The organism is Salinicoccus jeotgali, from assembly GCF_039538805.1.
Lineage (GTDB): Bacteria > Bacillota > Bacilli > Staphylococcales > Salinicoccaceae > Salinicoccus > Salinicoccus jeotgali.
The window spans coordinates 90,283-115,609 of sequence record NZ_BAABCK010000013.1 but is presented as its reverse complement, the minus strand read 5'-3'; the positions used below and the strand labels follow the sequence as shown (position 1 = coordinate 115,609).

The following is a 25,327-nucleotide window of genomic DNA, read 5'->3' as shown; positions in this document are numbered from 1 at the left end:
CCTACATCTTTTCCATATTGAATGTCATGCTTTCAATCACTTCAACCAAGGTACGTGCCGTATCAAGTGATGTCAGGCATGGAATACCGTTCTCGACAGACTCTCTTCTGATCCTGAATCCGTCTCTTTCGACCTGTTTCCCTTTTGTCATTGTGTTGATCACGATCTGCACGCTGCCGTTTTGGATATCCTTAAGCAGACTGTTCTCCTTTTCCCGCACCTTATCGACGGTGAGGCAGGAAATGCCGCGTGACTCCAATGCCTTTCCGGTACCTTCCGTAGCCATTATCCTGAATCCGCATTGTGACAGTCTATGGGCGAGTGCCACTGCTTCTTCCTTATCCTTATCTGCCACTGTGAACAGGACGGTTCCGTGGTCTTTAACTTCCAATCCGCTTGCTGCCAATGCCTTATACAACGCTTTGTTCAAGCTCATATCCTTGCCCATCACTTCACCGGTCGATTTCATCTCTGGTCCAAGTGTAATATCCACATTCTTCAGTTTGCTGAAGCTGAAGACCGGTGCTTTAACGTGATAACCATCCTGGAATGGCACCAATCCCATCGGATGTCCAGTATCCTTCAAGTTCACTCCCAGTATTGCTTTCATGGCAAGGGCGGCCATAGGCACTTCAGTGATCTTGCTCATGAACGGCACTGTACGGCTGGCGCGCGGGTTCACTTCGAGGACATACACTTCGCCGTCGGCTATGACGAACTGAATATTGATGAGTCCTACTGTCTTCAATCCAAGCGCCAATTTCACCGTATAGTCCTTAAGCCTATCGATTTCTGCTTCGCTTAGTGTGACAGGCGGGTAGACCGCGATAGAATCTCCGGAGTGCACACCGGCCCGTTCGATATGTTCCATGATTCCAGGAATGATGACATTTTCGCCGTCACTGATCGCATCCACCTCTATCTCCTTGCCAGTCAGATATCGGTCTATCAGAACCGGGTGCTGCGGTGAGGCCTTTACGGCATCACGCATGTAATTCTTCAATTCCCCACTGCTATGGACGATCTCCATCGCACGGCCTCCCAAGACATAGCTTGGACGGACTAGAACCGGGTAGCCGATCAGTTCAGCGTTCTCCAATGCCTCCTGTTCGTTGGTGGCAGTCTTGCCGAGAGGCTGCGGTACATCTATATCGCGCAGCAGTGCCTCAAAGCGTTTCCTGTCTTCGGCGCGGTCCAGATCATCAAGGGATGTGCCGAGGATCTGGACCCCCGCTTCTTCCAAGCCGTCGGCCAGATTGATGGCCGTCTGGCCGCCGAACTGGACGACTACGCCTTTTGGCTGCTCCAACTCGATGATGTTCATGACATCTTCATGGGTCAGCGGTTCAAAGTACAGTTTATCGGATATTGAGAAATCCGTGGAGACGGTCTCGGGGTTATTGTTGATGATTATAGCTTCATAACCGGCTTCCTGGATTGCCCATACTGCATGGACGGTGGCGTAGTCGAACTCCACACCCTGACCGATCCGGATCGGACCGCTTCCAAGTACGATTATCTTTTCCCTCGTGCTGACCACTGATTCATTTTCAAGTTCGTAAGTACCATAGAAATATGGAGTATTCGACTCGAATTCAGCCGCACATGTATCGACCATCTTGTAGACTGGCATGATGCCCTTCTCCCTGCGCATGCCGAAGATTTCCTCTTCTTCCATATTCCAGCGGTGTCCGATGACCTTATCGCTGAAGCCGTAGGTTTTAGCCCATTTGAGATGATCGAGCGACCCCGGGTTTTCCTTCAGCTCATGCTCTATTTCGATGATGTGTTCAAATTTCCTCAGGAAGAATAGATCTATTTTCGTCCACTCATGGATGGTCTTCTTATCTACGCCCCGCCTTAATGCCTCACCAATATAGAACAGTCGTTCATCACTCTGCTTCTTTATCATGTCGTTGATGTAGTCCAGTTCGAATTGGTCTCCATTAGGTAACCCGAGGTGATGGACACCGTATTCCAGTGAGCGGATTGCCTTCAGCAGGGATTCTTCATATGTCCGTCCGATAGCCATGACTTCACCGGTAGCCTTCATCTGTGTGCCGAGTTTCCGTTCTCCCTTTTCGAACTTATCGAACGGGAAGCGCGGAATTTTTGACACTACGTAGTCGAGGGTCGGTTCAAAGGCGGCATAGCTTGTACCCGTCACCGGATTGATCATTTCATCAAGTGTCATGCCGATGGCGATTTTTGCTGCAAGTTTTGCGATCGGATATCCGGTTGCCTTGGAAGCAAGGGCGGATGAGCGTGATACCCGTGGGTTCACTTCGATGATGTAGTAGTCGAAGGAATGGGGATCAAGTGCAAGCTGGACGTTGCATCCCCCTTCTATGCCCAGCTCGCGTATGACGTTGAGCGACACATCACGGAGCATCTGATGCTCTTTATCGGTTAATGTCTGGGTGGGTGCGACGACGATGGAATCTCCGGTGTGGATGCCGACGGGGTCGATGTTCTCCATATTACAGACCACAATGGCATTATCGTTCGAGTCGCGCATGACTTCATATTCTATTTCCTTGAATCCTGCGATTGATTTCTCCACAAGGCACTGGCCGACAGGGGAGTACTTCAGCCCATTTGCGACAATCTCATTCAAGTCGGCATCGTTATAGCAGATGCCTCCACCTGTACCGCCCATCGTGAATGCCGGGCGCACGATGAATGGATATCCCACGCGCTCCTGGAATGTTTTCGCTTCATCGAGCGTGGTAATGATGTCCGAATCCGGTACCGGTACCGCCATCTGGTTCATCAGCTGCCTGAAAAGATCCCGGTCTTCTGCCTGTTTGATGGATTCGAGCCTTGTCCCGAGCAGTTCAACACCGTTTTCCTCAAGGATGCCCAGACGGTCGAGCTCAACCGCCATATTCAGGCCAACCTGCCCACCGAGCGTCGGCAATAGTGCATCCGGCTGCTCCTTGCGGATGATCCTGGCAATGAAGTCCGGCGTCAGTGGTTCGATATATACAACATCAGCTATTTCCTTATCCGTCATGATGGTCGCTGGGTTGGAGTTGACGAGAATGACGCGGTACCCCTCTTCCTTCAATGCCAGGCATGCTTGGGTGCCTGCGTAATCGAACTCTGCAGCTTGGCCGATGATGATCGGACCGCTGCCGATGACTAGAATTGTTTTTATATCTTGACGTTTAGGCATGGTTGGCCTCCTTTTGTTTCATCAATTTCACAAATTCGTCGAACAAGTATTCAGAGTCATGGGGCCCTGCACCCGCTTCCGGGTGGAACTGCACCGAGAATGCCGGGTACTCAGTATGGCGTAGTCCTTCTATCGTCCTGTCGTTAAGTGCCAGGTGGGTGACCTCGAGGCCTGTACCGACCAGTGAGGCACCATCTATCGAAAAGCCGTGGTTCTGTGAAGTGATTTCAATCTTTCCGGTGGCGAGATTCTTAACCGGATGGTTGCTGCCCCGGTGACCGAACTTCATCTTATATGTCGAAGCACCGCAAGCGATTCCAAGTATCTGATGGCCTAGGCAGATTCCAAAGAGCGGGATGCCAAGGAGTGCCTTGACGGTCTTGACCTGGCCTGGTATATCGGCCGGGTCCCCAGGACCATTCGAAAGCATTATGCCATCAGGTCTCATCTGGATGATCTCATCCGCTGTCGTGTCGTGTGGCACGACCGTCACATCACAGTCGAGTGCATTCAGCTGTCTGACGATATTTTCCTTCTTTCCGTAATCTATCAGCACCACCCGCGGGCCGGTGCCTGTAGAGATATACGGATTCTTGGTGGATGCACGCTTTACCTGGTCGGTCCTGAAGGAGGAATGCTGCAGAAGCTCGATCAGGTCTTCGTGATAGGCCTCATCTGTAATCACTGCCTTCATGACCCCGCCGTTCCTCAGTTTTCTTGTGATGCTGCGCGTGTCGATGCCGCTGATTCCCGGTATATCATGTCGCTTCAGGAATGTATCCAGCGTTTCCGTCGTGCGGAAGTTCGATGGGTCTGTACAAGCTTCCCTTACAACAACCCCCCTAGCCGTCGCCTTCAGAGATTCGTTGTCCTCTATATTGACGCCAGTGTTACCGATCAGCGGATAGCTGAAGGTGATGATCTGATCGGTATAGGAGAGGTCGGTGATGATTTCCTGAGCCCCAGTCATGGCAGTGTTGAAGACGAGCTCGCCTTCCGCTGCCTTCTGGGCGCCGAAAGGATACCCCTCATATACGGTGCCATCTTCCAAAACAAGATATCTTCTCTCTTTAATCATCATGCTTCCCCCTTATAAGTGATATTTCCGTCGACGATGGTCATGTAGATGTCCGAAGTCAGTTCAATTCCGTGGAAGGGCGTGTTGCGTGCCTTTGATAAAAATTTTGATTTGTCGAGGACATATCTCTTTTCGAGATCAACAATCGTGATATCGGCGGCTCTGCCGACCTTGAGCACGCCCATCTCAAGTCCAAACACTTCCGCTGGCCTGACTGTCAACCAATCGATTAGCTGCTGCAGTGTGAACACCCCCGACTTGACAAGCTTCGTATATAGGAGCTGGAATGCATTCTCACTGCCGGTGATGCCAAACGGTGCCGTGTCCATGCCGACCGACTTCTCTTCCTCTGCATGCGGAGCGTGATCTGTTGCAATGAAGTCTATGGTCCCATCCTTCAGGCCTTCAATCAGGGCGTGACGATCGTCTGATGCTCTGAGTGGTGGGTTCATCTTGAAGTTCGGGTCGTCCTCCCTGATGTCTCCTTCGTCAAGCACCAGGTGATGTGGCGTCACTTCCGCCGTCACACGGATGCCCGCTCGTTTGGCGTCCCGTATGACCCGCACACTTTCTTTGGTGCTTACATGACAGACGTGATAATGGCACCCCGCTGCTTCCGCCAGCAGTACATCGCGTGCAATCTGTACGGATTCAGTCACTGACGGGATCCCCTTTAATCCCAACCGCTCGCTGACCCCGCCTTCATGGACTGCGCCGCCGTGAATCAGTGTGTTCTCTTCAGTATGGGCGACTATCGCCATGTCTATACGGGCTGCTTCCTTCATTGCACGAAGCATCATATCGGCACTTTGGACGCCTACACCATCATCTGTGAAGGCAAATGCACCAGCGGCTTTAAGTGCGTCAAAATCGACCAGTTCATTGCCAAGTTGACGCGTCGTGATGGATGCATAAGGCAGTACCTTTACACTGGCGCTTTCTTCGATGCGCCTTTTGATATCGGCCATCGTCTTCTCATTGTCTGGCACAGGTCGTGTGTTTGGCATTGGACATACTGCGGTGAACCCTCCGCGAGCTGCCGCTCTTGTGCCAGTTTCAATCGTCTCCTTATGCTCACCGCCGGGTTCCCTCAAATGAACGTGGACGTCGACGAAACCTGGCGTGATGAGCTTGCCCCTACAATCGATGATCTCATCCCCCTGCTCGATTTGAGGGGCCATGTCCACTATTTCTCCGCCGTCAATAAGGATGTCCATCCTGACCTCACCATTTTCTGTCGCCACTGTGCCATTCTTCAAAAGTACTGTCATTATCCTTCACTCCTAAGTATGTCTTGTATTACACTCATGCGCATGAACACACCATTATTCATCTGCTCGAAAATGACTGATCGCGGGCTCTCTATCAAACGCCCATCTATTTCAACGCCGCGGTTGACTGGTGCAGGATGCATGATGATGGCGCCCTGCTTCATCCTTTGGTACCGCTTCAGGGTCAGCCCGTATTGATTATGGTAACTGCGCTTCGTAAAATCCGCCTGATCACCATGGCGTTCGTGCTGGACACGCAGCAGCATGATGACATCGCACGACTCCACCGCATCGTCGAAGTCCACGTACTCCCCATCCATTTCCTTGTCGCGCCACGCTTCCGGTCCGCTGAAAACGACCGTCGCACCGAGCTTCTTTAGTGCCTGTTGGTTGCTGCGGGCGACTCTGCTGTGTGATATATCACCCGCCATAACCACTTTCAACCCTTCAAAAGTACCGAATCTATCGTATATCGTCATTAAGTCGAGAAGCGACTGGGTTGGATGTGATCCGCTGCCATCCCCGCCATTGATGACTGGGATCGATAGGCCATCCAGATCGTCATAGTAGGCGGTCATAGCGTGGCGTACAACAAGTGCATCACATCCTATGGCTTCCATGGTGCGGCACGTGTCGTACAATGATTCTCCTTTAAGCACCGAACTGTGGTCCGCATTGAAGGGGATCGAGTGGATGCCGAGCCGGCTTTCAGCCATTTCAAAACTGGCCTTGGTCCGTGTGGAAGGTTCAAAAAATAGATTTGATATATACTTCTTTTCCTTAAATGGCTCAAATTTCCCGGCTTTTATCGCCTGGGCGCGTTTGATGAGCCTCATGATATCGTCAGTCTGTAGTTGTGTCATCGACAACAGGTTGTCCATCACTAACCGGCACCTCCTTAGGCAGGATCGCATTTAGCAGTATCCCTGCAACAGCCGCAAGCGCCATCCCTTCAAGGTTGAAAGGTATGTTGCCGATCGTGAAATCAAGGTGCGCTTTTCCGATTCCTACGACCAAGATTACAGAAGATATGACCAGATTGCGTTTTGAATCCAAGTTCACCTGCTCATCTATAAGCATCCTCAAGCCGCTTGAGGCGATGATGCCAAAAAGTAGGATCGACACCCCACCCATGACAGGGGTCGGTATGCTCTGGACAATGGCTGTGAACTTTCCTATGAAGCCTAGTATGACTGCAAGGACGCCGGCCCCTCCGATGACCCAGACGCTGAATACGCGCGTGATCGCCAGTACTCCGATGTTTTCCCCGTAGGTCGTAGTCGGTGGTCCTCCAATCAGGCTTGAAAACATTGTCGAGACTCCGTCCCCGACTAGGGAACGGTGCAGGCCCGGCTTTTTGAAGAAATTGCGTCCGACGATCTTATTGATGACCATCTGGTGGCCGATATGCTCACTCACTGTGACGAACACGATCGGCAGCATCACGACCATAAGTCCGAGGTTCCAGGTCGGATTGTATGAGACGAACGGGAGATGGACGTCCGGGAGCATGAACCAGCTCGTTTCGATAATCTGTGTGAAGTCGACGATGCCCACTAGTACAGCTGTGATGTATCCTCCGATGATACCGATCAGGATGGGGATCAGGGATAGTACCCCGCGCAGGAATATCGAAGCGCAGATCGTGATGATGAGCGTCACCGCCGCTACAAATATGTAGAGCATACTGTAGCCTTCCTGATTGCCCGAATCCGTATACATCGCCATATCGACCGCAACCGGTGCAAGGCCGAGCCCGATGACCATGATGACCGGTCCGACGACTACTGGAGGCAGCAGGTTCATCAGCCAATCTATGCCGAAGCCCCTTATCGCGATACCGATGATGATATATAGTACTCCGCTGAAGAATAACGCTGTCAGCACTTCGCCTAGACTATTTGCTCCAAGCGCAATTGTAATGGGCAGTATGAATGCGAAGCTTGAGCCAAGGTATGCTGGTATCTGCCCTTTCGTAATGAGTATGTAGAGCAGGGTGCCGATGCCGCTTGCAATCAGAGCCGCGGATACCGGCAACCCCGTCAAGTACGGCACAAGCACCGTAGCACCGAACATTGCAAATAGATGCTGTGAACTGAGCATCAACCATTGGGCAGGCTTTGGCTTATCCTGCACATCGAGTATGGGGGAGACACTTTTTGAGTAGATTTCTTCTGGTGATTCTTTGGTCTGCATTTCAGCCGTCCTCCTGTTATCTGCTTAATAGAACTTCGTTGACTGCGTCGTGCTCCTCTAGATGGACATCTATCTTCTCTTCTTTGGCAGTCGGGATATTCTTACCGACAAAATCGGCGCGGATCGGCAGTTCCCGATGCCCTCGGTCGATTAGTACAGCCAAGGAAATCTTTGAAGGTCTGACTTCATTCAATATCGCATCCATCGCGGCGCGGATCGTCCTGCCCGTAAAGAGTACATCATCGACGATGACTACATGCTTGTCATCAAGTGACACTCCGATGTCTATGGCACTGCCGGCGCGTTCTTTCTTCCTGTCATCACGATAGCCTGTTATATCGATTGTGCCTGTCGGTATCTCCACGCCGTCTATCTCAGTAATCTTCTTTTGAAGACGTTCCGCAAGATACTCACCGCGTGTTTTGACTCCAAGGAACACCAGTCCTTTAGTCCCTTTATTATGTTCCAGTATTTCATGCGACATGCGGGTAAGCGAGCGTGTAATTTGTGATTCATCCAGTATCGTTCGTTTGTCCACCTAAATCCTCTCCTCTAAAAATGTATAAAAAAATACTCATGTCCAAAGACATGAGTATACACGTATCCTGATAAATATACACTTATCCCTAAGTGTACCCGGTTATATCACGTCTTTGAAGCCTCACGGGACTCCTTTTAAAGACATTCATATTCACTTTTCTTCAATAGTCTAGCCTTAATACAGAGTGAAGTCAAGCATTATTCCGATAAAGGTGTCAATGTTTCTAATACATCTTCGAATGGTTCAGGCAATGAATCGCTGAATTCCATGTACTCACCATTTGTTGGATGGATGAAGCCGAGCGTCCCCGCATGCAACATCTGGCCATCTGTATTCAACGTCTTCCTTGGACCATATTTCGGATCCCCGACAAGCGGATAGCCGATATATTTCATATGGACGCGGATCTGGTGGGTCCGGCCCGTCTCAAGGATGCATTCTATCAACGTATACCCTTCATATCTTTCTAGCACATTGAAATGCGTTGTAGCATCCCGTCCAGAATCGATGACTGCCATTTCCTGGCGTTCCTTTGGATTTCTGCCGATCGGCGCTTCAATGGTTCCCTTATCGTGTGGGATGGTACCGTGTACAAGTGCTGTATACTTCCTGGTGACACTTTTATCGACGAGCTGATCGACCAGTGCACGATGGGCCACATCATTCTTTGCGACCATCAGCAACCCACTCGTATCCTTATCGATGCGGTGCACGATGCCTGGCCTCAGTTCTCCATTTATACCTGAGAGGTCATCAAGCTGAAACATCAGGCCATTGACAAGCGTTTCCGAATGGTGGCCGGCAGCAGGATGGACCACCATGCCTTTAGGCTTATTCACAACGGCTACATCATCATCCTCATAGAGGATTTCAAGGTTCAGGTCCTGGGGGGTGATGTCAGCCTCCACCAGTTCACGTTGATGGACTATGATGACATCATCAATTTTGACCTTATAGTTCGGCTTGACGGCCTCACCATTCACTTCAACAAGTCCATCCCTGATCCTGCCCTGCATATCACTGCGTGAAGTATCGTCCAATTTCTCTGCCAGCAGCCTGTCGATTCTTTGGCCACTGTCCATTTCATTTGCTTTAATTTCCTGCATCCGTGTCACCTTTTCCTATTATAAAGAATTCCAAAATCATCAATATCACACCAATTGTGAGTGCGCTATCAGCAATGTTGAATATCGGGAAATCGTAGAACACGATCAGCACATCGATGAAGTCCACTACTTCCTGGAATAATATGCGATCGATGAAGTTTCCGAGGGCACCGGCCAACAGCAGGGTGAGCGCAAGCTGCAGCAGTGTATTCCCTTTCGCCTCCTTGACATAAACGTAGATCAATATACCAAGGACCAGCAACGTCACCAAATAGAAGAACAGCATCTGACCCTGGAACATGCCCCATGCCGCCCCACTGTTGCGGTGGGAAGTCAGCATGAAGTACTTGCCGAGGACCGGCACGGATTCCCCTTCCTGCATGCCGGTCACAACAAAGTATTTCGTCAGCTGATCGATTGCCAGTACAGCTAGACCGATCAAACTCATTGGAATGATTCTATATGATTTCATAATAGCCCCCTAGAGCTGATCCACCACTTCGCGGCAACGTGGACAGATGTCGTCTTCGCCACCATCGATGGATGGCGCTGTGGAATAGTTCCAGCAACGCTCGCAGCGTGTGCCTTCAGCATGTACGACTTTGACTTTGATATTATCATATTGTCTACCATCTTCAAGTGACTCTACAACTTCCACTTGAGAGACGATAAAGAGCTGTTCGAGACGACCATTGATGTCAGAATAATTCATGTCGTCTGGCTGTGTCACATATACTTTCGCTTCAAGTGACTTGCCGATGACCTTGTCATTACGGGCTTCTTCAAGCGCCTTCAGCACATCATCCCTGACATCCATGAAATGTTTCCATTTTGCAGTGAGTGCCGTATCGACTTCTTTCGCCTCAGGCAGGTACTCGAGATGGACACTTTCCATTTCGGTATACGGCGTATGCTGGTAGATCTCTTCAGCCGTGTGTACCAGAACAGGTGCAAGCAGACGGTTCAATCCAGTCAATATGGAATACAGCACTGTCTGCATGCTGCGGCGTATATGAGCATCCTGTTTCTCAATGTAAAGGATGTCTTTACCGTAGTCGAGATAGAAGTTCGACAAGTCGACATTGATGAAGTTCTGAAGTGACTGGTACATGGTGACGTAATCATAGCGGTCATAACAGTCACGCATCAGATTCACCATTTCGTTGAAGCGTTGCATCATGAACTGGTCGACTTCCTTCAATTCATCATAAGCGATTGCATCCGTTGAAGGATTGAAATCAGACACATTCCCGAGCAGGAAGCGGAAAGTATTCCTTACTTTGCGGTAGACTTCAGACACCTGCTTCAGGATATCATCTGAAATCCTGACGTCTTCCTCAAAGTCAGAAGACATCACCCATAGCCTGATGATATCTGCCCCCATCTGTTTCATGATCTTCTCCGGCAGGATGACATTGCCGAGGGATTTCGACATCTTCTTGCCTTGACCATCCATGACGAATCCATGGCTCAGGAGTTCTTTATAAGGTGCGATGCCTTTAGTTGCAACACTGGTGATGATTGAGGAGTTGAACCACCCACGGTACTGGTCGGACCCCTCGAAATAAAGGTCCGCTGGGTATGTCAGGTTATCGCGTACTGTCAGTACACCACGGTGGGTCGAGCCAGAATCGAACCAGACATCCATTATATCTTTTTCTTTTGTGAATTCACCGTTTGGCGAACCTTCATGTGTGAAACCTTCAGGCATGAGGTCTTTTGCATCCCACTCGAACCAAATGTTCGATCCATGTACTTCAAACAATGATGCGACATGCTCGATGACTGCAGCATCAACTATCTCCTGTCCATCTTCTGCATAGAAGAAAGGCAATGGTACACCCCATACACGCTGACGTGAAATTACCCAATCACCACGGTTTTTGATCATGTTGTACATGCGTTTCTGGTTCCATTCCACTTGGAATTCAGTGTCCATGACCGCCTGGAGGATATCTTCACGAACATTTTTGATTGATGCGAACCACTGTGGCGTTGCCCGGAATATAACCGGTGTTTTAGTGCGCCAGTCATGAGGATAAGAATGCGTATAGAAGCCGAGCTTAACCAGAGCACCTGCTGCTTCAAGGTCTTCCGTGATCACTTTATTGGCGTCATCATAGAAAAGCCCTGAATACTTGCCCGCTTCATCCGTGAAGACGCCTTTATCGTCTACAGGACTGATTACATCGAGTTCATATTTCTGGCCGATGATGAAGTCATCGTCACCATGTCCAGGAGCAGTATGGACACACCCTGTACCTGCTTCCGTTGTGACATGTTCACCCAGCACGACAAGGCTTGTGCGGTCATATAGTGGGTGTTTGGTCGTGACGTACTCCATTTCTGAGCCTTTGATTTCTTTTGTACGCGTCACTTTATCCTTATCGAATTCGACTTCTTCGCAGAAATGGTCCAGAAGCGCTTCAGCCACTACATATTCCTGACCTTCGTAATTGATTTGGACATAGTTCAACTCAGGATGTACTGCAATGCCTGAATTGGATGGAATCGTCCATGGCGTCGTCGTCCAGATGACCATCTGCACGCCTTCATCAAGTACGCCTTTGCCATCAGCCACTTTAAAGCCAACATAGATTGAAGGAGAGCGCTTATCCTTATATTCGAGCTCCGCTTCAGCCAATGATGACTCACTGACCGGGGACCAGTAGATCGGTTTTTTCCCTTTATAGATAAGACCCTTTTCGACCATATCCTTCAACACACGAATCTGTGCGGCTTCGAATTCAGGTTTATAAGTGACATAGGGGTTGTCCCACTCGCCATCGATGCCCATGCGTTTGAAGCCTTCGCGCTGCTGGTCGATCTGCGTGTCGGCAAATTCGATGCATTTGTTTCTGAATTCCTCGATCGACATACTTTTACGGTCGACACCTTTATTGGTGAGTGCCTGTTCTATCGGCAGTCCATGCGTGTCCCAGCCGGGTACATATGGTGAGTAGTAGCCGCGCATCTGCTTATTACGGATGATGATGTCCTTGATGATCTTATTCAAGGCGTGTCCCATGTGCAGGGCACCATTGGCATAAGGCGGGCCATCGTGGAGCACATAAGGGGTGTTTCCTTCATTGAGTTTCAATTTTTTCTCATAAAGGTTTATTTCTTCCCATTTCTTCTGCATCTCCGGCTCTTTGTTTACAAGGCCGCCACGCATTTTGAACTTGGTTTTCGGCATGAGCAGTGTATCTTTATAGTCCATTTTCCAAACTCCTTTTTTATTTGGTAGATGATTTAAAAAAACTCTGGCCAGTGTCAATAGGGGCGAAATTCTCCGCGGTACCACCCTGATTGACTCTGGTCCAGAGTCCACTCGTTACAGTCATTAAAATACATCATTAGTGATTTCAGAAGCACCTTATGTGCCGGGGCTCCCACCTTCCCCCGGTCGCTGCATCCATAATGCATGCTTCCCTGTCTAACAATACTATTATTATGCTAAATATCCTTCAATACGTCAACACATCATTATTCCTGGTTGCGCTCTTTATCCTCCAGATCATCGACGCGGTGTTCCTGATTCTTTTCGAAGTCGAGCAGGTAATCCCAGTCATCCGATTGCAGCAGGTCGAGCTGTGCCTCCACGAGCATCTTGAACCGTGCACGGAAAATTTTGGATTGCCTTTTCATATCTTCCGTCTGGCTCGAGATATGCCGGGCTCTGGCAAGCGCATCATCAATGATGCGTTCGCGTTCAGCATCTGCAGCTCGGATGATTTCTTCTGAACGCGCCTGTGCCGTTCGTTTCGCTTCATCCCCTGCCCGCTGCGCCGTCAGGATGGCCTCGTTGATGCTTGTTTCGACGGTCCTGAAGCTGTTCAGATTCTCTTCCTTCTCATCGAGCATGCCTTCCAACTGCTTTATCTTCTCATCGCGACTGTCGATTTCAGACTGCATCGCCTGTAGATGCTCTCTTACTTCCCTTTCATCCAAACCACGGTAAACTGTTGGAAATTTACGATTCAGAGCTTCTTCTCTATCCATTTTCTTCACCTCAATTGACTAATACCCTACCCGTCCCTATATATCCGGGCCATAAGGCGATATTTACCCTTTTTTGTTTCAGCAATTATTGATGTAATCTTAAAACGGCCAAAATGCCGGACAGAAATGATGTCACCGGATTCAACCAGGAACGCCGGATTCGAAGTCAGGGTGTGATTCACCTTCACCCTGCCCTTTTCCACGCGTTCCTTGGATTTTGAACGCCCTTCACCGACGGCTTCTGAAATAATTGCGTCCAATCTGAAGGATGAGACGAGCATGTGTTTATCTTTTCCTTCATCAACTGCTTCCATGAACGCGGCGTGCGGCACATCATTAAGTGTGACTGGTGCATTTTTGATCCTCTCAAGGCCTTGTTCGAAGACTTGACGATACGGTGCTGCATAAGCGAATTGAATGTGGGCTGAAACGACTATATCACCAATCAGTGAACGGTCGACTCCAACATTCATAATGGCACCGAGGATGTTGCGGTGTGTAAGGCTGACGAACTTTTTGGGATAATCGACTTCGAAGATCCCGATTTCAAATTCTTCAGGAGTAACTTCCAGAAATTCCGGAATAATCATCGCCCTTTGACGCTCGCGTTCACCGGGTCCACCATAAAACTCGACGTACAGATCGGGGTGGCGCCCAGACAGACTCTCGACGATCAACCTCTCTCTCGGATCCAAAAAATCGAGGAGTACCGGATAATAATCCCTCGCAGCAATCTCGAACTTGCCATTGAAATACGTTATTTTCTCATATTCTTCTTTTCTGAAATGCTGATAGACTTCCCTCAATCCAGAGCCCTCCTGTAAAATATCGGAAACGCCCTCATGATAATCATCGGGAAACGATTAGATCATAAGGGCGTCCGGCATCATTAGTAATTCAGGTTCTTCAGACCAATGCCTGTACGATAACCCTGAATATCGCATTCAGGCCGCTCAAGAAAAGGTTCATGGTCAAAATCGCAATGATCGGCGACAAGTCCAACACTCCTCCAATTGGTGGGATGAGTTTTCTGAACGGCTCAAGTATCGGCTCATATACTTTTCCGAGGATTCTTCCGAAAGCAGACTCCCGGAGGCCCGGCAGCCAAGAACTCAGAATATAGATGATCAATCCCCAGAAAAATATTGGAAAGACGGTGTTTATGAACCTTTGAACGAAAAATACTATATCTATTAACAGTTGGTTATCCAAACTCATTCTCCTTACATTTCTTCAGTCTGATTCTTTTCCTGGCTGATTTCCCCTTTAACGCCGACACTATTTGGCGTACATAGGAAAATATCAGCGCCGACTTTTTGGATATCTCCGTCCAAAGCATAGACCGTGCCGCTCAGGAAGTCAACGATGCGCTTTTTCTGGCTGTGATCGACTTTGGAGAGGTTGACGAGAGCCGCCCGTTCATTCTTAAGCTCATCTGCAATGTCCTGCGTTTCCGAGAACACTCTCGGTTCAAATAGGCATACTTTTGTATTGCTTGCTTCAGCACTCATCAAAGTAGTCTCCTTGTCCCTTGTATTGGATTGCTTCTTCTGGTGTCTTGGTTCTCCGGAGCGGCGGTCTTTCTTCCTGAATGATGGAGAGACCGGGGCACTGCCCTGCTCCATCTGTCGAGGTTCGCCAGACCCTTCATTGACTTTTTTCTTTTTTGACTGGTCAAGTTGCGTCACTTTGCTGTTCTGCTGTTTTGGCTTGTTTTCTTCAACGGACTCTTCTTCATCATACTCCACAATGAAGATGTCCTTGAAAAACTTTTTTATGGCCATGGCATTCACCTGCTTCCCATTAGTTTGCTGCCAATGCGTACATAAGTCGCCCCGTGCTTTACTGCAAGAGTGTAATCGTTGCTCATCCCCATGCTGAGTTCGTCGATCTGGACGTTATCCCCATTGACTTCAGCAAGGGAATCACGCAACTCCGCCAGGCGCTGGAAGACACCTTCCACACGGGTCGCATCGTCCGTGTCCGGAGCCATGGTCATCAGACCGATGACTTCCACCTTTTCATAAGATTTCATTCTCTCCAGGAAATCGGGGACATCTTCCGGCGCCAAACCATGTTTGGATGCTTCTCCGGATACATTCACCTGTAAGAAGCATTTTACAGCATGAGAGCTGTATTGTTCAATTTTTTTCGCGATGCTCTCCCTATCCAAAGAATGGAGATAGTTGAGATGCGTAATGACTTCCTTGACCTTACGGGATTGGAGTGTACCTATGAAGTGTATTTCAGCATCTTCCGGAAGTGCCCTGCGCTTTTCAAGGAAGCCTTCCACACGGTTTTCACCAAAGTGACGGATGCCAGCCTCATAAGCCTCCAACGCTTCATCCACAGTGTGGTATTTGGTCACTGCAATCAAGTTGACGGCATCACCGATTTCATTTTTAATATCTTCATAATTCTTTTTGATCATTGTTCTTCCTCCCAATAAAGGCAAGGGCCCGTCCCGTATTGCCTTGTTCAGTCCTATATGAAAAGAAGGTGCTGGTATCTTCAGTGCCAAGAGGTGTTAGATGAATTCTTTCATTCAGTACACCAGCAAGCCGGGCCTGATGTCCATTCACCTTTTTCAGATCGAGCTTAAAACCTTCGGCTGTCCGGGTGATGGCATCATCAGGCACACTTGTCATCCCCAGTGCATTGATGACATTTTCGTCCACCTCATAGCAACTTCCATTGATTGCCACGCCTATAACAATATTCAAGTCAGCCGGATCACCACGATAGGATCCGATCAGTTTTCTTGTTATTTCTGATGCAGTGCCCCGCCAGCCTGCATGGGCCAGTCCGATGAAACCATCCGTCTCGCTGAAAGCATAGACAGGCACACAATCTGCATAATTCATGGTCAACAAGGTATCCGCATCATATGTATATAAGGCGTCCACACCTGTAAGCATATCTGTGCGCCTACGAATATTGGAACCCCCATCTTCAGCATGGACTTCTTTGACGGTACTGCCATGCTGTTGGATTGGGGCTACCCAACTTTCTGGAGGAAAACCGATATGGCTAGCCAGCACATCCTGATGATGATGAATGTTTTTAACATCATCATCGATGTATAGAGCCATATTGAAAGCTTCTGATGGGTAGGGACTGGTCCCACCGGTGCGCTTCGTATAGCCGAAAGCGATATTGCCGAGACTATTGCCAACATGATGGCGATAGTTATTGAACTTCATGGTCCACCTCACAAAACAAGTCAGAAAGGGACACCTTTCTGACTTGAAAACTTTTCTATCTTCTGCGTCTCGAACGGTTCCTTAAGAACGTAGGCACTTCGTAATCATCGTCCTGTGGTGTGTTGTCTCTCGCCTGGAAGTCACGCTCTCTAGGTTCTTCGTTTCTGGAAGGGTTCGGTTGGATGATTGGATCCTTCTTCTCTTCCCTCTCAGGAGAACGGTTGACGGATTTCTCATTAAAACCTGTAGCGATGACAGTTACGATGATTTCATCCTCAAGTTCTGGGTTGATCACCGTACCGAAGATCATATTGACATCCTCATCTGCAGCGTCCTGTACAACGTCTGCCGCTTCCTGGGCTTCAAACAGGGAAAGGGATTCCCCACCGGTGATATTCATGAGCACACCTTGCGCTCCGACGATGGAAGTTTCCAACAGCGGACTGGAAATTGCTTTCTTCGACGCTTCTATTGCGCGGTTCTCACCGCTTGAAACACCTATACCCATCAACGCGGAACCTTGGTTGTACATGATTGTCTTAACGTCCGCAAAGTCCAGGTTCACTTCCCCTGAAACCGCGATCAGGTCGGAAATACCCTGAACACCTTGACGGAGTACATTATCCGCTTCTTTGAATGCTTCCATCATAGGAGTGGATTTGTCGACGATATCAAGTAGGCGGTCATTCGGAATCACTATCAGCGTATCGACAGCCGCCTTCATCGCATCAACTCCAGCTGATGCCTGAGTTTGACGCTTCCTGCCTTCGAAAGAGAAAGGACGCGTGACGACGCCGACTGTCAGCGCCCCCATCTCCTTTGCTATTTTGGCGACAACTGGGGCAGCACCTGTGCCCGTGCCACCGCCCATGCCTGCTGTTACAAAGACCATATCAGCACCTTGTATCGCATCTTCGATCTGTTCCCTGGATTCTTCAGCTGCTTTCTTCCCGATATCAGGATTAGCGCCTGCGCCCAGTCCACGTGTCAATTTTTCACCAATCTGGATTTTCGATTCTGCCTTCGACAGATTGAGTGCCTGACCATCTGTGTTGATGGCGATGAATTCAACATTCTGCATACCGTCGTCTATCATGCGGTTGACTGCGTTGTTACCGCCGCCACCGACACCGATCACTTTAAGTGTTGCCATATGGTTGAAGCCTTGCTCGAATTCTAACATTATTTTATTTCCTCCCAGTCATTCATCTTACTGATTCTACTCGAATAGATTTTTAAAGAGTTTTTTCATATAGCCACGGTAGTTTTTGTCTTCACCCTGACGTTTGTCTGCACTATCCCGGTTGTCCATGTCTTCCGATCTATCATCATATGAATAATCGGCGTATTCTTCGGAAGCGTTTTTTGATTGATCAACAGACCCGCTGTCCGCGTCGTGTGATTCCTGCTCTCTGCGCTTGTTGAAGAGTCCGGTGAAGAAGTTTCCTGATGACTCCTCATCAGCGGCATGCCGGACAGTATCCGACTCTGTATCATAATTATCAATTGTAACATATTCAAGGAGTTCATCAAACATTATTCCGCTTGAAACTGTAGCGATGGCGCTTGAAAACTCTGGTTTCCTGGCACCCATTTGATTCGGTATATGAACGCGGACTTTTTCTGATACGAGATCCTGCATCAGTTCTTTGATGCCAAGAAGGTTCGCTGTGCCTCCTGTAACGACAAAGCCACCACTTACTTTGGTGATCTGATTTTCCTGTAGGACCCCAAAAACATCCATAAAGACTTCTTCCATCCTCATCTCTATGATGTCTGACATATCCTGAGGCGTAATCTCGATATCAGCTTCGCCATCGCGCTGAGGCAGACGCACGATGTCCTCAGCTGAGGCCAGATCATAGAAGGCATGCCCGTAGTGATGTTTCGCTTTTTCTGCAGCCTCGAGGGTAGTATTGAACGCTTCAGACAAATCCTTCGTTATATGCTTACCGCCTACTGGAAGGCTGCCTGAGGTTTTTAGCGTACCGCGCTCATAATATCCGAACTGCGTCAGTTCATGACCGATATCGATGACCACACCACCGAGCTCGACCTCTGATTCGCTTAGTATATGCGCATAGTTCACAGCATCGGAATAGACATCAAGCACAGTCAATCCAGCTTCTTCCACACACTTCACCGCGTTCATTAAAACAGTCCGGCTGGAAAGCAGTATCCCCGCACTGACAAAGAGTGACTGGGTAGCCATCATCTCTTTCGGATCGGAGACTTCGTGGAGGTCGTCCACTTTGAAGTACACCGGGTAGACGGTCACTACTTCCTTATCACTTTGCACAACCCGTTCCCGGATCGTTTCAAGCATATCTTCGATATGGGTGCCGTTTATTTCGGTTGAATTGCCTCCAAAACGGATTTCTTCCTCTGCAAACTTCAATTCCGTGCCGGCAAGCGGCATTTTCAAAAAGACCTCATCAATATCGACGCCAGATGAAATCTTTGCTTTTTTCACAGTATCTATAATTGCACTTCTCGTCAGGTCAAAATCTCTTATCGTCCCTTTGGATACGCCATCAGTATACGTCTGTCCAGTACCGATGATGTTGACACCGTCATGGAATTTCTCGCCGACTACGGCTTTGACACTGTTTGAGCCGATATCCAGGGCGACATAATAATGTTCCTTCAACTCTTCTGCCTCCTAGTAAGCCATTTCACTCTCTTATATAGTTTACAGTATACTTTTTACATTGTGAACTATTTAAACGTAATAGTCCAGTATAAATGCGGATCGGCAATCATTCATTTTCTTCGCCGATTGACGTCAGTTGCGACTTCAAGTCACCTAGAGTCTTCTCGATATCTTCGATGTAACGAGGCTTTACGGGGTTCTCATAGATTCCTTTTTTTACATCATCCGCCTCTTCGCTGCCATAAGGGAGGAAACTGCTGCCGATTTCGATGTCGATTATGCCACCACCAGGCTCCCCGATTTCTTCTTGCATGCTCAAGTAGTAATCCATCTTCTCATCGATTGTACGGTAATCAGCAACGATTTCCTGGCCATTGTTCATGAAGATATGGATGCGGGTGTCGGTGTTTTCTGAGGGACGGTAATAGATTTCCGAAATCCCCTCAAGAACCTCCCTCTCCATTTTGTTCAGATTATCGATTAGCGCATCGAATTCCTGGCCTTCAAAAAAGTGGAGGATAGGGGCAGTTTCGGGCAGAGCCGGGTGGCCCCTCAACACTTGGGCATTCTCAAGCACAGGGTAGAACAGATCACCCGATGCTACATAGGCCACGGACTCGCGCTCTGAGATGGAAACATTTATCGTGTTTAACCACTGACGTTCAATCGTCACTTCGTCAATTGCCGGAAGCATCGCAATGTTTTCCTCAGCCCTGGAAAGGTTCGCACTGAACATCTTGTCACCCTCTTCAAATTGGAGCCGTTCCATCACTTCCTGATCACTGATCATTTCATTGCCTTCTAAGGCGATTTCCTTTACATCACTTGCACTGCTTACTGCATAATAAATCAGGCCACAGACCGCGAGGAGCAGCGTGATGATGATGCCCAGGAAGAGATGGGTGCGGGTGAGCACCGGCATTTTTAGCTTTGCCTTTTTTCTTTCAGGTATATCCTTGTCCTTTTTAGACCCATCATTTTTTGTAGGCTTTTCGCCCATTCTAAAGGAGATGGTTTTACCTTGGTGGAAGGTCTCTATTTCCTCGTCTGGAATAACCGCCTCTTTCCCCGTTCTGCTTCTAGGTACCTCTTTACGATTCTCACCGTCGACATTAGATGTCCTTTTATCCACACTCTTTTTTGGTTTTTCCACCGGCGGGGGAGTATCCTGCTGCAGCCGTTCTTCTAGCTTGCATGCTTTCTTGTCGCGTTCTCTTTGCTTCAACTTCTGCTTCAGCTCATCTATATCATTATGATTGTCCATGGAATCCCCCCTACCCATCAGTTGTCGAGTGCTGTAAAACCTTCTTTGAAATGATCACCGCGGGCCTCAAAATCTTTGTACTGGTCCCAACTGGCACATGCTGGAGAGAAAAGCACAACATCCCCCGGATGTGCATGATCTGCTGCCCTTATGACACCATCATGCGGGTTTTCCACCACTACCGAGTCAATGCCGAGTTCATCCGCCAACGAAACGAACTTTTCTTTCATCTCACCAAATGCGATGATCAGACGCACATGTTCAAGGTCTGGCACGAGTGATGCAAGAGACTGTCCGCGATCAAGTCCTCCAGCAATCCAGATGACAGGGGAATGGAAACTTTTCAGTGCAAAAGAAGTCGCCAGATTATTTGTCGCCTTGGAATCATTATAATAGCCTACACCTTGGTTAAGCCCCAAATACTCCATGCGGTGAGGTATACTCCCGAAGTGCTTCAGGGTTTCGATGACTGCTGTGTCGGAAGCACCATGGTTTTTAGCGGCCAACAGTGCCGCCAATATATTCTCATGGTTGTGTTCGCCTTCTAGCAGCACCTCATCAACGTCTATCAGTGGACGATTCCGGTAGATGATCATATTATCTCTGATCATGGCTTCTGCGTCCCCCTCAGTCGCAAAGTATTCGATCGAGAGCGTCGTCATTTCTTCGACTATATTCCGTTGACGGCTGTTGAAGACGACTTTTTCTTCCCGCCCCATATTCCTGAGCAGATTCAACTTCGCTTTCACATATGCTTCCTTCGACCCGTGATAATCAAGATGCGCTTCATAGATATTTGTGAATACTGCGGTATCCGGACGGAAATCCCTTACACCCATCAACTGGAAGGACGAGAGTTCCATAACCAATATATTACCAGGCACAGCTTCTCTGGCAGCCTGGGAAGCGGGGTAGCCTATGTTGCCGCACAGTATCGGTTCGAAACCTGAACGTTCCAGCATTTCTCCAATAAGGTGCGTAACGGTGGTTTTACCGTTGGTGCCCGTGATGCCGATGATCGGCACTGGCGAAATATGATACGCGAGTTCCACATCGGTAATTATCGGCACATCTCTTGCTGCCGCTTCTTTCAAAAAGTCGATGGTATAGGGAATGCCTGGATTTTTCACAATCAGTTCAATATCGTTCAGCAGACTCACAGGATGGTGGCCATCGACTATCTCGACTCCCCATCCCTTCAGCTGCTGGCGGATCCCCTCATCAGAAATCACTTCATTCGTTGTAAGCGTCACATTGGCGCCTAACGTGAGCAATGCAGAGATGGCACTTCTGCCACTTCTGCCATAACCAAGTACAAGTACTTTCCTATTCTGATAATCCAGCTTCTCCAATCTAGGCCACCCCCAGTAGGACACCAATGATGCCTGCAACAGCACCAACCGTCCAGAATACAATGACAATCTTCCATTCATTCCAGCCACTGAGTTCGAAATGGTGATGGATAGGCGTCATTTTAAAGATCCTTTTTCCGGTCAATTTAAAAGATGCCACCTGCATCATCACAGAAGCAGTTTCTATGACGAACATGATTCCAATGAGCAGCAGCAGGAGACTTTCATTAAGTACGATGGATACTGTCGCAATGATGCCCCCGAGGGCGAGCGAACCGGTGTCCCCCATGAACAGCCTTGCCGGATATTTATTGTATAGGAGGAAGCCAAGCAATCCGCCGATCAGTATCATCAGGAAGATGACAAGCGTCGTCTCCTCCCGTACCCACGCTATAGCCAGGAAACTTGAAAATGCAATGATTGAGAGTCCTGTCGCCAATCCGTCGAGGCCATCTGTAAGGTTAACCGCATTTGAAAATCCAACCTGCCAAAACACAATCCATACGACGAACAGCACGCCAAGGGGCAGTGTCCAATCCGTTCCTGGAATGCGTAGGGCCGTTTCTATATCCGGAATAGCCTGGGTCATAATGAAATAGACAATCACCGATAGCACAATCTGTGCAAGGAACTTCTGTTTTGAAGATAACCCCCTGTTGTCCTTTTTGACCACAATGATGTAGTCATCTATGAATCCGATGAGCCCAAATCCGATAGTCACGATGATCATGACCAGCATCTTGTAGGTATCATCCACAAATAGAAGCGCAATCAACGATAATATGATTACGGGAATTAGATATGTAAGGCCACCCATGGTCGGGGTGCCCGTTTTAACCTGATGGCTCTCTGGCCCTTCCTTACGTATCGACTGTCCGAATTTCATCCGCTTGAGCAACGGTATCGTTACAGGAACGAGTACCGCCGTCAATATAAATGCGGATATTAAAAATAAATAGTCCATGATATCCTCCTCTAGTCTTCAGGGTCGTTGGACGACAGAGTGACTTTTAATTCCTGTCCATCCTCTAAAACGACGCCCGGGTCGATTGATTGTCCGTTGACGTACCCTTCACCTTCTACAGTTACATCCATTCCGGCAAAGTCTCCAAACATAATAACTTCCCTCTTTGAAAGTCCCGTCAAATCAGGCATCTTCAGCTGTCCATCAGTTTTGACAAAAAATGTTTCATACGGTAACAGTTTATCATTTTTCGGGTAGTGGTCCACTACTTCTTCGCCATCTCCCAATATGATTGTCTGTATAGAATCATTTGCCGCTGCGGGCACATCGGAAATCATCTTGCCCGTATAATCTTCTATCTTCACTGGCTCAGGTGATTCCCCATCTTCTTCGCCGACCGTCAGATATTTCAAGGTCCGCTCCATAAGCGGATTGAAGCCGGGCATCACACCAATATCCCATGTATCCGATTTATTTTTGCTGGCAAGCTTGACGCCATAGTAGACGATAACCTCAGGGTCGTCTTCTGGTGCATACCCGATGAAGGACGTCAGGAATTGATAATCGCCCTTCAGATAACCACCTCCATCCGGATTGATCACCTGGGCGGTACCTGACTTCCCTGCGACTTCATAATCCTCGAGAAGGTATTGCGGATTACGTTCCATCGATCCTCCGACGAATGTATTGATTTCATCCTGTGTCCTATCTGCCGCTTCTTCCGATATCACTTGACGCACGACAGTTTCGTCATTCTCTTTGATCACTTCACCGCTCTCACTATCAGTGATGGATTCGACGATGTATGGCTTCTTCATTTTGCCACCATTTAGTATCGCCGTCATACCTTGGATCATCTGTATCGGGGTAACAGTAGAAGTCTGACCGAAAGAGGTAGTTTTCCTCTGCAGTTCAGCATCCCATGCCAAGGTTCCTGATTGTTCATTCGGGAATTCTGAGCCTGTCACTTGGCCAAAGCCAAAGTCCTTGTAATATTCAAGCATCTTCTCTTCCCCCACTTTTTCCTGGAGGATCATCATCAAGGCGTTTGAGGAGTACTGCATCCCTTCATTATAAGTGATATCGCCCCAGCCCTCAGGCTCCCAATCGTAGATTGTATGGCCGTCGACATCATATGATCCGGATTCATATACTGCATTCGGGTCATATACTCCAGCATCAATCGCTGCCGCCAGACCGAACACCTTAAAGGTCGAACCGGGTTCAAATGAATGTTGGTAAAGCATGTTGAGCCAGCTCTCTCCAAACCCTTCTCGAGTTCTGGGATTGAATGACGGTCTTTGGCCGCTTGCGAGAATTTCTCCAGTCTTGGCATCCGCCACGACCGCAAAAGTCTCCTCAGGCTCAAAATGTTCTTCCATCGTGTCGAGGGAATCCTCAAGATACATCTGAATGTTCGAATCGATTGTCAGTTGGATATCCGAACCATTCTTCGCTTCGGCAACGCTGTCGGTCCCCGGTACGATATACCCCCATAAGTCCTTGAGGTAGTCGAGTCCACCGTCCTGACCTTTCAGCTTCTCGTCGTACGCCTGTTCAATCCCAAGCGATCCTTCGAACTCCCCAGTATCCTGATTCTTTTCGGCATAGCCGATAAGGTGCGAAGCGAAATTGCCATTCGGATAGAACCGCTTCGTTTCGGCGATGAAGACTATGCCAGGGATTTCAGCCTCCTCGAGGGTCTTTTTATCGTTATAGGATAATTCGCGTCCTTCTTTGCCAAGCTCAATCTGGAAGCGTTCTTCCTCTATACCTTCTTTGATGCGTTTTTCGATTTCATCTTTATCCATATCGACGACTTCTGCGATTTTCTCTGCGGCAGCTTCAGGATCGCTGACGTGGTTCGAATAGCTGGGGTCCGTAATCAGAGCAATGCGATACGCCTCCATATCGCTCGCCAGAACGTTGCCGTCACGATCCAGTATGCGCCCGCGTGCTGCTTCTATTTGTGAGGTACGTGAGAATTTTTCTTCGCCGTGGGCAACCAGATCTTCATCATCCAGGGATTTACCTATCATCAAATAGCTGAACTGCCAAAATATACAAACAAAAAGCACTCCTATACCCAGGTAGATTAGGAGCGCGCCAACAGATAGTGTTTTTGTTGTATTTCGTAGCTTGATTCTAATTCTTGCCATACTTCTCAGCAACCTTTACATTTCCATTATCCAGGTCAAGTCCAAGTTCATTTGCTTTTTCATAAATTCTATCGTAGGACGAGAGATCCGTAACCTCCGTCTTCAACTCACTTATTTCGCCTTCCTTGATTGCGGTTTCACTTTCGATTTGGCTAATCTGCGTCTGGACAGTATGGGCCTCCATCTTTAGTGATAATACGTATATCGCAACAGTTGCGATCAGAACAAAAAGGACGAGATAAGTAAGCGTCTCGATTTTTCCGAGGCCGACGACGCGGCGTCTTCTTCTAGTAGCAGGCTGTTGCTCCCTATGGCTGCCGGGCTGGGACAGGGGTTGCTGATAATGTTCTACTGCCATGT

At 48.5% G+C, this 25,327-nt stretch carries 22 protein-coding genes; all 22 read right to left on the bottom strand.

Annotation, left to right across the window (positions count from 1 at the left end; genetic code table 11):
* Position 1: 1 nt before the first annotated feature.
* The 22 genes from carB to ftsL all read right to left on the bottom strand — a co-directional run bounded on the left by carB (position 2) and on the right by ftsL (position 25,325).
* On the bottom strand, positions 2 to 3,178 hold the full coding sequence (gene carB / locus ABD734_RS03030) for a carbamoyl-phosphate synthase large subunit (protein ID WP_344701274.1): 3,177 nt from the start codon (positions 3,176 to 3,178) through the stop codon (positions 2 to 4).
* Positions 3,171 to 4,256 (bottom strand): glutamine-hydrolyzing carbamoyl-phosphate synthase small subunit, encoded by a 1,086-nt coding sequence (gene carA / locus ABD734_RS03025; protein ID WP_425568288.1) that lies wholly within the window; start codon positions 4,254 to 4,256, stop codon positions 3,171 to 3,173. The genes carB and carA overlap by 8 nt, the downstream gene beginning before the upstream one ends.
* Positions 4,256 to 5,527, bottom strand: coding sequence for a dihydroorotase (locus tag ABD734_RS03020; RefSeq protein WP_344701272.1), 1,272 nt, complete (start codon positions 5,525 to 5,527; stop codon positions 4,256 to 4,258). The genes carA and ABD734_RS03020 overlap by 1 nt, the downstream gene beginning before the upstream one ends.
* Entirely contained in the window at positions 5,527 to 6,408 is an 882-nt protein-coding gene (locus ABD734_RS03015) for an aspartate carbamoyltransferase catalytic subunit (RefSeq protein WP_344701505.1), read from the bottom strand. The genes ABD734_RS03020 and ABD734_RS03015 overlap by 1 nt, the downstream gene beginning before the upstream one ends.
* The gene (locus ABD734_RS03010; protein WP_344701270.1) at positions 6,371 to 7,723 is read right to left on the bottom strand and encodes a uracil-xanthine permease family protein; all 1,353 of its coding nucleotides are present in this window, start codon (positions 7,721 to 7,723) and stop codon (positions 6,371 to 6,373) included. The genes ABD734_RS03015 and ABD734_RS03010 overlap by 38 nt, the downstream gene beginning before the upstream one ends.
* Before the next feature lie 16 nt (positions 7,724 to 7,739).
* Entirely contained in the window at positions 7,740 to 8,261 is a 522-nt protein-coding gene (gene pyrR, locus ABD734_RS03005) for a bifunctional pyr operon transcriptional regulator/uracil phosphoribosyltransferase PyrR (RefSeq protein WP_344701268.1), read from the bottom strand.
* A 200-nt stretch (positions 8,262 to 8,461) separates the two neighbouring features.
* Positions 8,462 to 9,370, bottom strand: a complete 909-nt coding sequence (locus ABD734_RS03000) for an RluA family pseudouridine synthase (RefSeq protein ID WP_344701266.1) — start codon at positions 9,368 to 9,370, stop codon at positions 8,462 to 8,464.
* Positions 9,357 to 9,842 carry a signal peptidase II gene (gene lspA, locus ABD734_RS02995; RefSeq protein ID WP_344701264.1) on the bottom strand — a complete coding sequence of 162 codons (486 nt, stop codon included), beginning with the start codon at positions 9,840 to 9,842 and terminating at the stop codon, positions 9,357 to 9,359. The genes ABD734_RS03000 and lspA overlap by 14 nt, the downstream gene beginning before the upstream one ends.
* A 9-nt stretch (positions 9,843 to 9,851) precedes the next feature.
* Positions 9,852 to 12,590, bottom strand: a complete 2,739-nt coding sequence (ileS, locus tag ABD734_RS02990; RefSeq protein WP_344701262.1) for an isoleucine--tRNA ligase — start codon at positions 12,588 to 12,590, stop codon at positions 9,852 to 9,854.
* 266 nt (positions 12,591 to 12,856) lie between these two features.
* The gene (locus tag ABD734_RS02985; RefSeq protein WP_344701260.1) at positions 12,857 to 13,372 is read right to left on the bottom strand and encodes a DivIVA domain-containing protein; all 516 of its coding nucleotides are present in this window, start codon (positions 13,370 to 13,372) and stop codon (positions 12,857 to 12,859) included.
* 26 nt (positions 13,373 to 13,398) lie between these two features.
* Positions 13,399 to 14,178 (bottom strand): YlmH family RNA-binding protein, encoded by a 780-nt coding sequence (locus ABD734_RS02980; protein ID WP_344701258.1) that lies wholly within the window; start codon positions 14,176 to 14,178, stop codon positions 13,399 to 13,401.
* A 100-nt stretch (positions 14,179 to 14,278) separates the two neighbouring features.
* A complete protein-coding gene (locus tag ABD734_RS02975; RefSeq protein ID WP_344701256.1) occupies positions 14,279 to 14,584 on the bottom strand; it encodes a YggT family protein in 306 nt (101 codons plus the stop codon).
* A gap of 11 nt (positions 14,585 to 14,595) precedes the next feature.
* Positions 14,596 to 15,156, bottom strand: a complete 561-nt coding sequence (locus tag ABD734_RS02970; RefSeq protein ID WP_344701254.1) for a cell division protein SepF — start codon at positions 15,154 to 15,156, stop codon at positions 14,596 to 14,598.
* 5 nt (positions 15,157 to 15,161) lie between these two features.
* The gene (locus tag ABD734_RS02965; protein WP_344701252.1) at positions 15,162 to 15,803 is read right to left on the bottom strand and encodes a YggS family pyridoxal phosphate-dependent enzyme; all 642 of its coding nucleotides are present in this window, start codon (positions 15,801 to 15,803) and stop codon (positions 15,162 to 15,164) included.
* The gene (locus ABD734_RS02960; RefSeq protein WP_344701250.1) at positions 15,784 to 16,575 is read right to left on the bottom strand and encodes a purine nucleoside phosphorylase YfiH/LACC1 family protein; all 792 of its coding nucleotides are present in this window, start codon (positions 16,573 to 16,575) and stop codon (positions 15,784 to 15,786) included. The genes ABD734_RS02965 and ABD734_RS02960 overlap by 20 nt, the downstream gene beginning before the upstream one ends.
* Before the next feature lie 55 nt (positions 16,576 to 16,630).
* Positions 16,631 to 17,758 (bottom strand): cell division protein FtsZ, encoded by a 1,128-nt coding sequence (gene ftsZ, locus ABD734_RS02955; RefSeq protein ID WP_344701248.1) that lies wholly within the window; start codon positions 17,756 to 17,758, stop codon positions 16,631 to 16,633.
* A gap of 36 nt (positions 17,759 to 17,794) precedes the next feature.
* Positions 17,795 to 19,225, bottom strand: a complete 1,431-nt coding sequence (ftsA, locus tag ABD734_RS02950) for a cell division protein FtsA (protein WP_344701246.1) — start codon at positions 19,223 to 19,225, stop codon at positions 17,795 to 17,797.
* Positions 19,226 to 19,334: 109 nt separating this feature from the next.
* Positions 19,335 to 20,492 (bottom strand): cell division protein FtsQ/DivIB, encoded by a 1,158-nt coding sequence (locus ABD734_RS02945; RefSeq protein ID WP_344701245.1) that lies wholly within the window; start codon positions 20,490 to 20,492, stop codon positions 19,335 to 19,337.
* Positions 20,493 to 20,509: 17 nt separating this feature from the next.
* Positions 20,510 to 21,844 carry a UDP-N-acetylmuramoyl-L-alanine--D-glutamate ligase gene (gene murD / locus ABD734_RS02940; RefSeq protein WP_344701243.1) on the bottom strand — a complete coding sequence of 445 codons (1,335 nt, stop codon included), beginning with the start codon at positions 21,842 to 21,844 and terminating at the stop codon, positions 20,510 to 20,512.
* 1 nt (position 21,845) lies between these two features.
* Positions 21,846 to 22,808, bottom strand: coding sequence for a phospho-N-acetylmuramoyl-pentapeptide-transferase (gene mraY / locus ABD734_RS02935; protein WP_344701241.1), 963 nt, complete (start codon positions 22,806 to 22,808; stop codon positions 21,846 to 21,848).
* 11 nt (positions 22,809 to 22,819) lie between these two features.
* On the bottom strand, positions 22,820 to 24,967 hold the full coding sequence (locus ABD734_RS02930; protein WP_344701239.1) for a penicillin-binding transpeptidase domain-containing protein: 2,148 nt from the start codon (positions 24,965 to 24,967) through the stop codon (positions 22,820 to 22,822).
* Positions 24,954 to 25,325 carry a cell division protein FtsL gene (gene ftsL, locus ABD734_RS02925; RefSeq protein WP_344701237.1) on the bottom strand — a complete coding sequence of 124 codons (372 nt, stop codon included), beginning with the start codon at positions 25,323 to 25,325 and terminating at the stop codon, positions 24,954 to 24,956. Before ftsL ends, ABD734_RS02930 begins: the two co-directional genes overlap by 14 nt.
* Positions 25,326 to 25,327 lie beyond the last annotated feature (2 nt).

Coding starts and splice junctions, on each gene's coding strand:
- carA (WP_425568288.1), bottom strand. CDS start 4,256: ATGATTAAAGAGAGAAGATATCTTGTTTTGGAAGATGGCACCGTATAT.
- ftsZ (WP_344701248.1), bottom strand. CDS start 17,758: ATGTTAGAATTCGAGCAAGGCTTCAACCATATGGCAACACTTAAAGTG.
- lspA (WP_344701264.1), bottom strand. CDS start 9,842: ATGAAATCATATAGAATCATTCCAATGAGTTTGATCGGTCTAGCTGTA.
- ABD734_RS02960 (WP_344701250.1), bottom strand. CDS start 16,575: ATGAAGTTCAATAACTATCGCCATCATGTTGGCAATAGTCTCGGCAAT.
- ftsL (WP_344701237.1), bottom strand. CDS start 25,325: ATGGCAGTAGAACATTATCAGCAACCCCTGTCCCAGCCCGGCAGCCAT.
- ABD734_RS02945 (WP_344701245.1), bottom strand. CDS start 20,492: ATGGACAATCATAATGATATAGATGAGCTGAAGCAGAAGTTGAAGCAA.
- ABD734_RS02970 (WP_344701254.1), bottom strand. CDS start 15,156: ATGGCCATAAAAAAGTTTTTCAAGGACATCTTCATTGTGGAGTATGAT.
- carB (WP_344701274.1), bottom strand. CDS start 3,178: ATGCCTAAACGTCAAGATATAAAAACAATTCTAGTCATCGGCAGCGGT.
- ileS (WP_344701262.1), bottom strand. CDS start 12,590: ATGGACTATAAAGATACACTGCTCATGCCGAAAACCAAGTTCAAAATG.
- ABD734_RS02985 (WP_344701260.1), bottom strand. CDS start 13,372: ATGGATAGAGAAGAAGCTCTGAATCGTAAATTTCCAACAGTTTACCGT.
- ABD734_RS02930 (WP_344701239.1), bottom strand. CDS start 24,967: ATGGCAAGAATTAGAATCAAGCTACGAAATACAACAAAAACACTATCT.
- ABD734_RS03015 (WP_344701505.1), bottom strand. CDS start 6,408: ATGGACAACCTGTTGTCGATGACACAACTACAGACTGACGATATCATG.
- ABD734_RS03010 (WP_344701270.1), bottom strand. CDS start 7,723: ATGCAGACCAAAGAATCACCAGAAGAAATCTACTCAAAAAGTGTCTCC.
- ABD734_RS03020 (WP_344701272.1), bottom strand. CDS start 5,527: ATGACAGTACTTTTGAAGAATGGCACAGTGGCGACAGAAAATGGTGAG.
- mraY (WP_344701241.1), bottom strand. CDS start 22,808: ATGGACTATTTATTTTTAATATCCGCATTTATATTGACGGCGGTACTC.
- ABD734_RS02965 (WP_344701252.1), bottom strand. CDS start 15,803: ATGATCAAAAAGAATTATGAAGATATTAAAAATGAAATCGGTGATGCC.
- ABD734_RS03000 (WP_344701266.1), bottom strand. CDS start 9,370: ATGCAGGAAATTAAAGCAAATGAAATGGACAGTGGCCAAAGAATCGAC.